This window comes from Sodalinema sp., from assembly GCF_046483825.1.
GTDB lineage: Bacteria > Cyanobacteriota > Cyanobacteriia > Cyanobacteriales > Geitlerinemataceae > Sodalinema.
This window is the reverse complement of record NZ_JAWOCL010000276.1, coordinates 1-13,315: the sequence shown is the minus strand read 5'-3', so window position 1 is coordinate 13,315 and position 13,315 is coordinate 1. Positions and strand designations below refer to the sequence as shown.

Annotated in this window: 13 protein-coding genes; 4 read left to right on the top strand and 9 right to left on the bottom strand. The window is 53.0% G+C overall.

Going from position 1 to position 13,315, the window contains the following annotated elements; all coding sequences use genetic code 11:
* Positions 1-33: 33 nt before the first annotated feature.
* Both R6U67_RS17625 and R6U67_RS17620 read right to left on the bottom strand, forming a co-directional pair.
* Positions 34-2,172 carry an SUMF1/EgtB/PvdO family nonheme iron enzyme gene (locus R6U67_RS17625; protein ID WP_410253760.1) on the bottom strand — a complete coding sequence of 713 codons (2,139 nt, stop codon included), beginning with the start codon at positions 2,170-2,172 and terminating at the stop codon, positions 34-36.
* Positions 2,173-2,217: 45 nt separating this feature from the next.
* Positions 2,218-2,616 (bottom strand): hypothetical protein, encoded by a 399-nt coding sequence (locus R6U67_RS17620; protein WP_410253759.1) that lies wholly within the window; start codon positions 2,614-2,616, stop codon positions 2,218-2,220.
* Between the two features lie 344 nt (positions 2,617-2,960).
* Between R6U67_RS17620 and R6U67_RS17615 the strand changes: the two genes are divergently transcribed.
* Both R6U67_RS17615 and R6U67_RS17610 read left to right on the top strand, forming a co-directional pair.
* On the top strand, positions 2,961-3,545 hold the full coding sequence (locus tag R6U67_RS17615; protein ID WP_410253758.1) for a thioredoxin family protein: 585 nt from the start codon (positions 2,961-2,963) through the stop codon (positions 3,543-3,545).
* Positions 3,546-3,776: 231 nt separating this feature from the next.
* On the top strand, positions 3,777-3,959 hold the full coding sequence (locus tag R6U67_RS17610) for a hypothetical protein (RefSeq protein WP_410253757.1): 183 nt from the start codon (positions 3,777-3,779) through the stop codon (positions 3,957-3,959).
* Positions 3,960-4,095: 136 nt separating this feature from the next.
* Here the strand turns inward: R6U67_RS17610 and R6U67_RS17605 are convergent, their stop codons facing one another.
* The 3 genes from R6U67_RS17605 to R6U67_RS17595 form a co-directional block, all read right to left on the bottom strand.
* The gene (locus R6U67_RS17605) at positions 4,096-5,580 is read right to left on the bottom strand and encodes a sensor histidine kinase (protein WP_410253756.1); all 1,485 of its coding nucleotides are present in this window, start codon (positions 5,578-5,580) and stop codon (positions 4,096-4,098) included.
* Positions 5,581-5,774: 194 nt separating this feature from the next.
* Positions 5,775-6,395, bottom strand: coding sequence for a precorrin-8X methylmutase (locus R6U67_RS17600; RefSeq protein WP_087705324.1), 621 nt, complete (start codon positions 6,393-6,395; stop codon positions 5,775-5,777).
* Positions 6,396-6,444: 49 nt separating this feature from the next.
* The gene (locus R6U67_RS17595) at positions 6,445-7,236 is read right to left on the bottom strand and encodes a TPM domain-containing protein (RefSeq protein WP_410253755.1); all 792 of its coding nucleotides are present in this window, start codon (positions 7,234-7,236) and stop codon (positions 6,445-6,447) included.
* A 297-nt stretch (positions 7,237-7,533) separates the two neighbouring features.
* Between R6U67_RS17595 and R6U67_RS17590 the strand changes: the two genes are divergently transcribed.
* A complete protein-coding gene (locus tag R6U67_RS17590) occupies positions 7,534-7,719 on the top strand; it encodes a PCP reductase family protein (protein WP_410253754.1) in 186 nt (61 codons plus the stop codon).
* Between the two features lie 103 nt (positions 7,720-7,822).
* On the opposite strand, the gene R6U67_RS17585 is transcribed toward R6U67_RS17590, so the two are convergent.
* The 3 genes from R6U67_RS17585 to rsmH form a co-directional block, all read right to left on the bottom strand.
* A complete protein-coding gene (locus R6U67_RS17585; protein ID WP_068788596.1) occupies positions 7,823-8,272 on the bottom strand; it encodes an ATP-binding protein in 450 nt (149 codons plus the stop codon).
* A 5-nt stretch (positions 8,273-8,277) separates the two neighbouring features.
* Positions 8,278-9,951, bottom strand: a complete 1,674-nt coding sequence (locus tag R6U67_RS17580; RefSeq protein WP_410253753.1) for a SpoIIE family protein phosphatase — start codon at positions 9,949-9,951, stop codon at positions 8,278-8,280.
* 339 nt (positions 9,952-10,290) lie between these two features.
* Complete coding sequence (rsmH, locus tag R6U67_RS17575; protein WP_410253752.1) at positions 10,291-11,202, bottom strand: 16S rRNA (cytosine(1402)-N(4))-methyltransferase RsmH; 912 nt, start codon at positions 11,200-11,202, stop codon at positions 10,291-10,293.
* A gap of 153 nt (positions 11,203-11,355) precedes the next feature.
* On the opposite strand from rsmH, the gene R6U67_RS17570 reads away from it, so the two are divergent.
* Positions 11,356-12,540 (top strand): NAD(P)H-quinone oxidoreductase subunit H, encoded by a 1,185-nt coding sequence (locus tag R6U67_RS17570; protein ID WP_410253751.1) that lies wholly within the window; start codon positions 11,356-11,358, stop codon positions 12,538-12,540.
* Positions 12,541-12,602: 62 nt separating this feature from the next.
* Here the strand turns inward: R6U67_RS17570 and R6U67_RS17565 are convergent, their stop codons facing one another.
* Positions 12,603-12,971 carry a hypothetical protein gene (locus tag R6U67_RS17565; RefSeq protein ID WP_410253750.1) on the bottom strand — a complete coding sequence of 123 codons (369 nt, stop codon included), beginning with the start codon at positions 12,969-12,971 and terminating at the stop codon, positions 12,603-12,605.
* Between the last annotated feature and the right edge of the window lie 344 nt (positions 12,972-13,315).

The window sequence follows — 13,315 nt, the reverse complement described above, 5'->3', positions numbered from 1 at the left end:
AGAGGGAAAGAGGGAAAAAGAGAAGAGGGAAAGCTAAGTCCTGGGGCGGGAGAGGGCGACACGAAAACCCCAGTAGTAGTAGCAGCGGTCGGGATTGACGAAGTACCGATACGCCGAGCGGCAGTACTTCGGATTGCGGTCCCAGTAACCGCCGCGAAGAAGCTTACTGTTGCTGTGCTGCAAAATCGCGTACAGCCAATGTTGCCAATCTTCCTCGAACTGAGAGTGGTTATCATTCTTAAACCAAGGTCGTCCGTCGCTCGGTGCGCCTTCGTAGCTACCGTGCCAATCGTCTAAACACCATTCATAAAGATTGCCGTGCATATCGTAGAGTCCCCAGGCGTTGGCGGCGTTGAAACTGCCAACTGGGGTTGTTTTCTGGCGATACACTCCTTTTTTACCCTGACCGTAGGTATAATTTCCGTCGTAGTTCGCCACTTCTGGAGAAATGGTTTCGCCAAAGTGGAACGGGGTGGTGGTTCCGGCTCGACAGGCGTATTCCCATTCGGCTTCGCTGGGGAGACGGTAGTTTTTCCCGGTGGCTCGGCTCAAGCGGGCGCAGAATTCGATACAGTCGTACCAAGTTACGTTTTCAACGGGCAGCTCGTTGCCTATAAAGCTGGACGGGTCAGATTTGAGGCTGCGGTGGACTTGGGGTAGTTGGGCAACGGCTCGCCACTGTGCCTGGGTGACTTGGGTGCGCCCCATGAAGAATTCGGGAACGCTGACGGAATGTTGGGGGCTTTCGTTGCTACTTCGGCTCGATTCGCTGCTCGGGGAACCCATTTGAAAGCTCCCGGCGGGGATGTTTGCCATTTCGAGCGCGATACCCTCAAGGCGTTCGGTGTAACCTCGGTTGCTGGCGGCGTTTCGCTGGTCGATGTTGCCGTATCGGTCTAGGAGTACCACCTCGTAGTGGAAGGTTTCACCGCGCCAGCGTCGGCGTTCGGCTTCTTCCCGTCGGCGACGTTCTTCAGCGGCGCGACGGCGACGCGCTTCGGCTTCTTCTCTTTGGCGGCGTTCTTCTTCTTCCTGCTGCCGAACCTGCTCCTGTTGGGCGCGAAGTTCCTCTAAATACTCCGCCAGACACCGCTCCTGTATCTCGCGCAACTGCGCCGCCAGTTCCTCACTCCAGAGAGGTTTCAACTCCGACTCCAGAGCAAAAAGCTGCGGTTCGTGTAAGGGATTCACCGACAGATAATAGATATCGGCTAAAAACGCACCACAGAGTTTGTACAGACTGACCACAGCTTGACGCACCAACCGCCAACTTTTGCGGTCTGAAATCGCCTCATCCTGCACGAGCAGTTCCCGAAATTCTTCCCAATCGAAGGGGTCGAGGGGAACTGAGAGCGAACTCATCGCCCCCCAGAGATTGAGGTTGAAATGGACTTGGTAGTCCGTCATTTCCGCGCTCACGAGTCCGGTGGGAATACCCGAAAAACTCATGGCGTGCTGTTGCACTTCAGCATCGAATACCGCCTGGGAGAAGTAACCGCCGTAGAAACCCACGGGACAAAGGCTATCTTCACCGTAATAGCGAGAGAAAAACCGTTGCAACTCGGTGCGGACTTCCGTTTGCAGGGCTTTGGAGAACGACGATGTCAGCAGTTCGTCTTCCACCACTGCTGGCGGCGGGACTAACATCAACAGTCGTCCGGCTTTGGCTTCGGCTTCAAAGATTTTTAAGGCTTCGTCTCGGCTCAACACCCCCGACCAATTCTTGAGGTCGAAGTCGGCTTGTATACGCTCTCGTACCAGGTCGATTTTTGCCTGGGTCTGCTGGCGAAGTACGCTCAGATAAGCTTGAGAATAGGCTTTGCGGTCGGCGAGGTCTTGTTCTTTGAGGGCAATGAGCTTTTCTTCTCGTTCGGCTTTGGCGGATTCGATTTCGATGTCGATTTCTAAACGAGTCCGTTCGAGTTTCAGGATTTCAACCTCGCGTGCGTCTTTGCGTTTGAGATAATCCTGCTGCATTTTCGTCAGTTGAGCATCCGCCTGCACCACTTGCGGTACGATTGCGCCCCCTTTGGCTTGAGCGGGGGGTAGGTTCGGGGTAGACTTGGGACGCTGTCCGACAATGAACTTATCGACGCCTCGTCGAACGGTATGGTCGAGTACTATGCGAAATCCTGTTTTAAGAACACCCCACGCCAGTTTTCCTAAATCCATAAATCTCTACTAATTTCGTTGATTCGCAAGGTTTGGGAAAGGGGGTTAGTCGCCGCCGCCGTCGTCTCCACCGCCGTCGTAGTCGCCGCCGTCGTAGCCACCGCTGTCGTAGCATCCACCGTCATAGCCACCACTGTCGCAGGTGGTCTCGCTACTCTCGTAGGTATTGCTATAGGCGACATAACCGCTGCTGCAATCATCGGTCTGGTAGTTGGTGTCCCAGTCGCTGGTGGCGTCGTCGCTGTTGCAGTCGTTGTAGTCGCTGTAGTTGTTGTAGTCGTCGAGTTGAGAGCTGGTATCCCAATCGCTGGTGGCGTCGCTGCTGTCTGACGACCAGGAGGAGGTTAGGGCATCGTCGAGATCGTAGCTATTATCATCTTCGTCGGCGCGTAGCGTGTCGCAACAGTGGTGATGGATGTGGTGCAGGCGATCTCTTAAACTCATGGGTCTATGCCTGGTTTTTTATGCTGTATGTTAGGCCAAATATCTAATCTTGTAAACGCTATTCAGTATAATTGACGGAGCTTGACAATCGGCATCTGACCTTTTTATGACTTTTTTGCGGAAATGACCGGACTGAGCCAGTTTGAGGAGATTGTTAAAAAAATAAATTTTGGGGCGAGGGGTTTGAGATCTGTTGCCTTAAAAACAACGTTTTTTATGAATCTATCCCTTAACCCGTTACCCTTGAGCGGGATTTTGGCTCACATTTGCCACAATTGCGAAAAATTCCTTAAGCTAGAAACCGTATAACCTTGAAACCACTAGCCATTGAGGAGTTTTTCGTTATGGTCCGCACCCCGTCTACAATGCTCGATCTCGGGACTGTTGCCCCACCGTTTGCCCTTCCCGACACCGTCTCAGGGGAAACCATCACCCTAGACCACTTTAGCAGCAAGAAAGCCCTGTTGGTGATTTTCCTCTGCGCCCATTGTCCCTTCGTCAAACACGTGCAAGAGGAACTGGCTAAACTTGGCCAAGACTATGTTGAACAAGGATTGGGCATTGTAGCCATTAGTGCCAATGATATCTCAACTCATCCCGCCGACGCGCCAGACCATCTCAAGCAGATGGCCTTAGATTTAGGGTTTAACTTCCCTGTCTGTTACGACGAAACTCAAGCCGTGGCTAAAGCTTACACCGCCGCCTGTACGCCGGACTTCTTCCTCTTCGACGGCGATCGCCAACTCGTCTATCGCGGCCAACTCGATGATAGCCGCCCCGGTAACGATAAACCCGTTAACGGCAAAGATTTACGGGCCGCCATTGAACAGACTCTAGCCGGAACTCCAGTTCCCCCAGAGCAAAAACCCAGCATCGGCTGTAACATTAAATGGACTCCTGGACAGGAACCCGAGTATTTTAAGAATTAGGGAAGAAGGCAAAAGAAGGGAACAGGCAACAGGGAACAGGCAACAGGGAACAGGGAACAGGGAACAGGAAAGGGGACGGGTCGTGTGTTCCGACATCGTAGGGGCGGAATTTTTTTCACCCCCACCCTACATTGAACCAATTGGGATTTGTGAGAATGCACCGCTTAATGGCTCACGATCGCATTGCCTTGAATGACCAATTTAAGGGCAAAACGCCAAGGAGTTACTATTATGGGACGCAAAGCTAAACTCAAACAACAACGTCGCCAACAACAGGCGAACTCAGCCGATCAAAAACAGGACGAACAACCGACCTATAAAGATACGGATTTTGTCGAAGAACTGCAAAAACAGGGATACCCGAGTTTGGGAGGCGATCGCGCCCCTGATGTCCCCCCACCTCGCCGAAATTAATGGGTTTTAAACGGTTGTTTGAAAGAGCAGCTTCGAACGGGTTTTTAAAGGCTTAATACCCTGTTTGAATAACCTTGCCATACATGAATACCGGGGAAGGGCGAACAGCCGTTCGCCCCGACCGTTATTCCACCCATCAATTTAAGGGTAGAAAAATCGTCAACACTTCTCCCTGCTGGGGTCGGTTTCGGATAATGAGTTTTCCTCCTAATGCCTGAAATAGATTCTTCGTTGCCGAAAGATTTAGGCTAAGATTGCCAGTTTCTGGCTGAAAGTTCAGCAATTGCCCAATGGATTTAAACGAGGGCGTGGGCTGAACCTTATGTTTATGATTAGAGTCTGAATTGGCTTTAAGTTGCAGTTTTAACTGATGGCCAGCGGGCATCACTTTCACCTGAATATGACTTCCCAAGGGAAGGCGACTGGAAAAATGGTCGATCGCCCCAGTCAAAACCCGATCCAATAAATTCGGATCACTCACCACTTGAGGCATCTGTTGTGGGAGCAAAACATCCAACGTCAAACTGCGACGACTGGCTTGTTTTTGCCAGCGAGGGATACAGGTATCCACCACATCCGCTAACGAGGTGGCCGTTAGGTGCATCGGCGATCGCGATCGCTCCCCAGTTTCCAACTCCACAGCTTTGAAAATCAACTCAAAGCGGCCAATCTGTTCACTACATTCGCGATCAATCGACTCCAACCAAGGACGAACCCCATCCGGGACATCCTTACGCTTTAAAATCAACTTGGTTAGGGTGCGAATCGTACTGAGCGGGGTGCGGACTTCATGGGCGATCGCCTGCAACAACTCCACATCCGGCGCTTCAGATACATTAGAATTAAAGGGAGGACTAAAGGTAGGATTAAAAGGCGTTTCAAACACCGCTTTCGAGGGAACATCCACCCGAAAATTCGTCCGAAATGACGCCCAATTTCCTCGAGTTGACGCTTGAGTCGAAGAGGATTCAGAACCGCTTGCGTGAGCCGTCGCCGTATAGAACAACGCTTGTCCGAACTGCATCACCGTTTTATAGTGAGGCTCCACCGGCCGATAGTGACGCCATTGGTCCTCAATGTCCGCCAGGGCCTCCGTTCCTTCGAGGCGATCGCGGAGTAATTGCCAAGCCGCCGCCACCACATCCGGGTCAAACGAGTATTGAAACAGAGGACTTCCCCGCTCATCCCAACCGCGCACCATAACCAGGCTAAATCGGGCTGTAAGGGTCAAACAAAACTGTTCATGACTTAGGGGGTCATTTCCCGGTAACAATAGCCCTCCTGAAGCCGTAGAGGCGGTCTCCGTCCCCGAAGCATCTCCCGGCAAACAGGCCCGAGACTGGCCAAAGCGATCGCCGCCGGGACTCTTCACAATCCAGGTCTTGAGAGCCTCAGCGGCCGTCCCGCCACTGAGGACCGGGGTCGGCGCACAAATCATCATCCCCGCCGCCGGGACTGTTCCCGTCGAGGGCGATCGTAACAGCCGATTGAGGGCATCTACCGCTGTACGCCATTGCTGGTCGACCCTAGCCCCATCACAACCGGGGGAGGTCATAATAGAGCCGAGGTGATCCTGTTGGCTGAGTAATTGGCTTAAGGTCAATGGACAAGATAGCAGCACGACAACTCCTTTCTATTGCGTCGTCGGAAATGGGTATGGCCGTCACAGAAACTGTTACCCCTAGCTTATCGGGTTTCCGTCCTCACGTCTGTGGCACGAACCGAACCTCAACACGGGCAATTTCCACCAGCCGGCCCTGATTCGGTCCCTGACACCGAGCAATACACCGAGCAATACCCCGAGCAATACCCGACTCAACTATCCACAATGCCATAGGCCTGCCAAGCCAAATCCACCAAACTATTGACAATGGCCACCGCCACAACCGCCGAGCCTTTGCGTCCCGCACTGCGGATATGGGGAATCCGGGAATCATTGAGACGTTCCTTAAGGAAATCAATATCATTAAATCCCGTCGGGGTACTCACCACCAACGCCGGACGAATCGCCTCAGACTCAATCAATTCCACCAAAGACATCAGAGCCGTCTGAGACTGTCCCACCACAAAAATCCCCTCAGGATAGCGACGGGCCAAGGTTTCAATTCCCCAAGCCGCCTTGGTTTTCTCCTTTTGCGGCCGCGTCAGTGCATCCATACTGCAATAGACCGGATTGGCAAAAGTATCCATGATATTGGCCGTAATGCCCACCTGAACCATAGGCACATCGACCACCAAGGTCGTTCGCGCCGCCAAGGCCGCAGCTCCCTCCTGGAGAGCCGTATCGGAAAAGCGAATCAAGTTTTTGTACTCGAAATCGGCCGTTTCGTAGATGACTTGGCGGATAATGTGATACTCAGCCGGGGACAGTTCAGATGAACCAAACTCGTGATCGACAATGCTCAGGCCCTGAGCTTCTGTTGAATGCCACTCCATAGGGGTTGTAAGACCGGGTCAGTGATTCAAATCCACCTTACCAGGTTTGTTAGGTCGCATCGGAGGCCGAGTGATTGATGATCGGAGTCAGGTAGGCGGCCAAAGCACCAATGGCGAAGGCGAGAATGTTACGGGCCAGGGGAAGCCAGTCCGAGGTGCGCGTGACAACCGGACCAATGCCGAAGGCGATGAAGAGGATGCCCCACAGTGGCGAGAAGATTAAGGCCCATTGCCAAGCAAAGACTTTCCCGTCACGGGGTTGAGCGGCAAATCCGCAGACAATCCCGCCTAAGGCTGAGGTGATGAGGGTGAGAATCCATTGTTCACGGGGGAGTCCCGGAACCACTTGACAGCCTCCCTGACGCAGACAGGTTTCGACGGATTCCAACGATTGCAAAATGGATTGGTCTTCACCATTATCCCGGACAAAGAACTGGTTCCCGTAGCGCGTTTGCAGTTCAATCCAGAAGGTGCGAGGCATTAGGTTGTAGACGGCATCACCGACGTTGAAGCCGAGCAAGTTTCCACCTCGGGAATCGGCAATGAGGAGAACGCTTTTGTCGTCGAGATGCCAAAATTCTTTAACGGCTCGTCCGGGGGTGCGATCAAACTGGGTGAGAACTCGCAGTTTATAGCCTGTTTCGGCTTCGAGTTGGTCGAGGTTGGCGATAAGTTGTTGTTCTTGGATACTGGTTAGGGTATCGGCCAGGTCAATGATGGGGGTTTCGACATCCGGCAACAGTTCTGGGTTATCGAAGGCGTAGGCTGGGGACACCGCCCAGGTCAGGAGAACAACGCAAGTGGCAAGAAGACATCCGAGGGCGCGTTTGAGGTTTGGCATGGTGGCGACGAGGTGTTGGCTGATGTGATATCGCAGGGGGGTGATTGGCTAAATGTTAATGTTGACGTAATACTAATAATCTTCACATTACTTTACTTTATCTGACCGTGGGCGATCGCGCCAGAGGCCAATCCAGATTTTTGCCTCTTACCTCTTGGCGAGCGGTGCGTTCGGGCCAGTTCCCATACAACGTTCAACATTGCCTGTTTCGGTGTTTCGGTGTTTCGGTGTTCCGGTGTTCCGGTGTTCCGGTGTTCCCTTAGAATAAAAGCCAGAACAGCAACGCCCGAATCCTCTATGTCTGACTTTGATTTCGCCGATGAACTCCAGTGGACTGCCGAAGCCACCGCCAAACTGAAAAATATCCCCTATTTCGTGCGATCGCAGGCCAGACAGCGCATCGAGGAACTGGCCCGAGAGGCCCAATCCGAGTCCGTCACCGTTGAATATGTCGAACAAGCGCGACTAGAATTTGGCCAGTAATCACCCGAGCCAATCACAACAATCCAATCACAACAATGACCCCAGGTGGCGTACCTAGGGTCATCATCGAGTTGGATTAAGTGAGTTGAATGAGGTTGGGGGGTTAAGCCTTCGTTTTAGCCGACTGAGACTGTTCGACTAGGTTGGCTTCCAACTTGAGACAATTCCGCCCTTCCATATCCACCTGTAAGGTGTATTCAACATGATCCATGAGGCGGTTCATAATCAGCCAACCGTAGCCCCCTTCCTGCATGGCCTCAGGGGTTGGGGCCATGTACTCATTGAGGTTATAGCCGCGTCCATAATCCCAAACCTCTAAACAGATATCACTATCCTTGAGTTCTAGCCTAACCCAGACCGGTAAATGGGGGCGATCGCGGTGAGCATGGCGCACCACATTCGAGAACGCTTCGGCCAGAACGAGCCGCAGGCGATTTGACTGTCTGGCCCAATCGACACTCTCACCGAGATCCATTTCCAGACAGCCAAGTAGCCAGTTTTCAACGATATTCAAAAACCGCAGTTCGCTAGGAACATGTAGCTCCGTCTTCATAGAAATTACAGAACCTCCAGAGAGAGTATCGTTTGGTCGTCTTCTTGCTCTTGGGTATTCCCTCGAACGCGATCGAGGAGATGGGATAAATCCATCGGAGAGCCTTCCTGTTGCAAGAGTTCCCAGAGGCCCTCTTGTTGCAACATCGCCGTGGTTTCCTGGCCCGTCTCATCAACTTGGGTGACACTGGCCTCAGTAATCCCATCACTGGTGAGAAGGAAAACATCCCCCGACGCCAGTGTGACATCACCGGCCTTCGCTTTCCAGACCGGGAGAATCCCGAGAGGAATGCCTCGGGTTTTCAAGAAATTCGGTTCCGCCGTCACCGGTTGACCCTGTTGAACCTCTTGAACCGTGGTGCGATGGGGCCAAATCAGGGGATAAATATGTCCTGCATTGGCATAGACAAGCTGACGAGTTTCTGGGGTATAACGGGCCAGAACCATCGTAATAAAGCAGTTGTTACTAATTAAGTCATCCGACAGACTCCGATTGAGATTTTGCATCATCTCATCCGGCGGCGGGGGATTGTCTTGAGCCAGTTCCCGACGCATAACGGACATGGCACTAGCCATAAACAAGGCGGCTGGAACCCCCTTCCCGGAGACATCCCCCAGGGCCAACCATAAGTCGCCTTGGGGATGTGGATACACCTCAAAAAAGTCACCACCCACGCCTCGGGCCGGATAACAGCAGGCTTGCACCTTCTCCGTCTCCGACTCCGGCAGACTTTGACGCAACAGATTCGACTGAATCTGCCGCGCCACATCCAACTCGGCCAGCATTTTCTCAGCTTGTTCCTGAGTCCGTTGATAGAGTCGAGCTTGAGACAAGGCCAACGCCGCCTGTTCTGCCACCAACTCAATCAAACGGACATCTTCAGCGGACCAGGGGGTGTCACTTCCCGACTGATACAGAGCCAGGATAGCCAGTAAATTCTGTTGATAAATCAGCGGAACCGCCAAATGAGAGACCGCCGACTCTTCATCCTGGACCAACTCACTTTGACGAGCTTGGAACACCGATTGCACCAAATTCTCATCATAGGGTGAAGTGGTTAACTCCTGCGATCCCTCGGGTCCGTAGGAGACCGCGCCGGAACTGCGAAGTTTATCGCCATCGACGGGATAAAGTTTCGTCCCTGAGGCATCGAAATTGCGGCCAACCGTCTCAACAATGGTCGTGAGCATACTCTCATAGTCGAGAGATTCTCGGACCGCCGTCATAATGGCGTTGAGCAGCGACTCTCGGCGCAAAATGCGGTTGAGTTCATTGGTGCGTTGTTTAACAACCTTGTAGGTTTCCGAGGCTTGTTGGACAACGGATTTAAGCTCTTCAGGATTCCAAGGTTTGGTGATGTATTTGAAGACCTGACCGGAGTTAATGGCTTCAACGAGGTCTTCAACATCGGTGTATCCCGTCAGCAGGATACGAATGGTATCTGGATAGCGGTCAACGGTTTTGCTTAAAAATTCAGTCCCATTCATCTCCGGCATTCGCTGGTCGGAGATGATAATCGCCATTTCGCCCCGGTCTTCTAGGACTTGTAGGGCCGACATAGCGCTTTCCGCTTTGTAGACTTGAAACTCCCGTCGAAACGTTCGATAGAGCAAATCGAGGTTGTCCGTTTCGTCGTCAACCACGAGGAGTTTGAGTTTTTTTTCTTTTCCCCGACTCATGCCATCTCCAACTCGTGGGCTAGTTCACAGGGTGCGATCATCGGTCAAGGGCAACCTCCAGTCAAACTGGGGAGCCGCTGACGTGATCCAGTGACTTTAGGATAGTGAGCGATAGGTCGAACCGTCCGGATCAAATGTAAGTTCTTCACCGTTGGGCGATCGCATCTTAGCCATCGTAACCCAAGATCTCACCGACAGCGACCGCAATGGCACGGAGAATTGGCAAATTCTCTGTCAATTCTCCCAGAACCGAGGCTGACAACGGCTTTAAATTCAGACATTGGCCGGATTTGGCTTGGGTTTGGTTCGTGATGCGGTCTTAACGCCATGAAGGTGATATTACGATGTCTCTAGGGTCTCTTGCCGTTGTGCAAAGCGCAGTTTCGCCGATCGCGATCGCGGGTTGGCGTGCTGTTCATCCGGCTGAGGACCAATCGGCTTCTTGGTCAACACCTTCAGTCCCTCATGATTACGCCAGCGATGCTTCACCAGGCGGTCTTCGAGACTATGAAAACTAATGGCCCCAATGCGTCCGTTGGGGGCCAACCCATCCGGGGCGCGATCGAGCCAAGTTTCCAAACTCTCCAACTCCTGATTCACCGCAATGCGTAGGGCTTGAAAGACCCGAGTGGCTGGGTGGATTCTACCATAGCGATAGCGGCGAGGAACCGTGGCGGCGATCGCCCCAGCCAATTGAGTCGTCGTCAGAAACGGTCGTTGCTGCACAATGGCCCGGGCAATCCGTCGCGAGAGACGTTCCTCACCATAGTGATAAAACAGATCCGCCAAGGTCTTCTCATCGGAGTGATTAATCAACTCCCCAGCCGTCAGCGATTGACGGCAATCCATACGCATATCCAGCGGGGCCTCCTGGCGGAAACTAAAGCCCCGTTCCGGGATATCCAACTGACCCGAACTGACCCCCAAATCAGCGATAATGCCATCAAACTGGTGGTCTGGATAGGGAAACTCCGCAAAATTGCCGCGCCAAAACGAGACGCGATCGCCAAACTCCGCCAAATTCTGGCCCGCCGTCTCCAACGCCATCTCATCCCGGTCCAAGGCCAGCACCTGCGTCTCGGGGGCCGCCTGCAAAATCAGGCCTGTATGGCCCCCCGCCCCCACCGTTGCATCCAGATAGCGTCCCCCAGGCCGAACCTGGAGATACTCAAGAATTTCGCGGGCCAACACCGAAATATGTTGGAACGGCGTCGAAGTGAAATCCGTAGAATTTTCTGCAATCTCAGTCAAGCTAATCCCCCATGTTCCCTATAATAAGGGCAACGTTGAAACAAAACGATACATCGAAAATACAGCGAAACGGGACAGTTACGACCCGCAACCAGCCTCTTAAACGCTAACAGCTTTCGCTGAGACAAACCCAACCTGATACGTCCTAACCTTATGCCTAACCTCGAAACTCGAACCGAACCGATGGTGCTGAATATGGGACCGCACCATCCCTCAATGCACGGCGTTCTACGTCTGATTGTCACCCTCGACGGGGAAGATGTCATCGACTGCGAACCCGTCATCGGCTATCTTCACCGAGGTATGGAGAAAATCGCCGAAAGCCGTACCAACGTGATGTTTGTCCCCTACGTCAGTCGTTGGGACTACGCAGCGGGGATGTTTAACGAAGCCATCACCGTCAACGCCCCGGAACAACTGGCCGGCATTGAAGTTCCCAAACGGGCCAGCTACATCCGCATGATTATGCTGGAACTCAACCGCATCGCCAACCATCTCCTCTGGCTTGGCCCCTTCCTGGCCGATGTCGGCGCCCAAACGCCCTTTTTCTACATCTTCCGGGAACGGGAACTAATTTATGACCTCTGGGAAGCGGCCACAGGTCAACGACTCATCAACAACAACTATTTCCGCATTGGTGGCGTCGCCGCTGATCTTCCCTACGGTTGGGTTGACAAATGCGAAGACTTCTGCGACTACTTCGATCCCAAAGTGGACGAGTACGAGAAACTGATCACCAATAACCCCATCTTCCGCCGCCGCATCCAGGGACTCGGCGTGATTAGTCGTGAAGAAGCCATCAACTGGGGTCTCTCCGGTCCGATGCTGCGGTCTTCAGGCGTGAAGTGGGACTTGCGTAAAGTCGATTCCTACGAATGTTACGACGAACTCGATTGGGACGTTCACTGGGAAACCGAAGGGGATTGTTACGCCCGCTATCTGGTGCGGATTCGTGAAATGCGCGAGTCGGTTAAAATCCTCCGTCAAGCCCTCAAACAACTGCCTGGCGGTCCATTTGAGAACCTAGAAGCCCGCCGCATGGCTGAAGGTCCCAAGTCAGAATGGAACGACTTTGACTATCAGTTTATGGGCAAACGGATTCCCCCCACCTTCAAGATTCCTGAAGGGGAACATTATGTACGCCTCGAATCTGGGAAAGGCGAATTAGGGGTATTCATTAAAGGAAATAACAACATCTTCCCCTGGCGGTTCAAAATTCGCGCCGCTGACTTTAATAACTTGCAAATTTTGCCCCACATCCTACGCGGGGCCAAAGTGGCCGATATTGTCGCGATTCTCGGTAGTATCGATGTGATTATGGGGTCTGTCGATCGCTAACCCCGCCTTAAAACCTCCCCCCGTCAGCTATCCCTGGCGGGGGTTTCGCGTTTTTGGACTCGTTAACGGCCCGAGGCCCGCTTCCAACTGGCCCGATAGGCGGCAGATTTCTCCAAGCGACAAGGATAGCCGGCCCGTCCATCAATCTCCCCGAGACAGGCGAATAACTCATCAAAGCGCAATCGGAGTTCCGGATGACGGCGTACAATCTCCTGGGCGCGGGGGCTATCGAGGGAGATTTGCACCTGGCGCGATCGCAAGCTGATACAATAGTCGATTCCCGGCTGAAGTTGATGCCGTTGCAGCAAATTGTTGAGTTGCTGGGACGTTTGCATCAGACGCACCCGTGACGACGCTTCTCGGGTTGCGTCATTGTCTTCTTGAGTTAATGCCCGCCAAAACTGACGTAGGCGATCGCCGACTCCCATCACGTTACCCGCACTCCTTACTACAACTTCAGGTTTTTGTCAAGAGATAGACGTTGATATTAACCCAGTCCATCTCCTGCCACCCTCTCCGCTGTCCAATTGTAGCGGTTTCAGCCAGCCTCTTGCCTCAAAGCGGTGCGTTCCGGCAGTTTGATCCGAGTCGCTTGAAGCCAAAAATTGAATGCAGCCGGGACGCACCCTACCCGGTCCAATTGTAGCCCCTTGCCTCAAAGGTGCGTTCCGGCAGTTTGATCCGAGTCGCTTGAAGCCAAAAATTGAATGCAGCCGGGACGCACCCTACCCGGTCCAATTGTAGCCCCTTGCCTCAAAGGTGCGTTCCGGCAGTT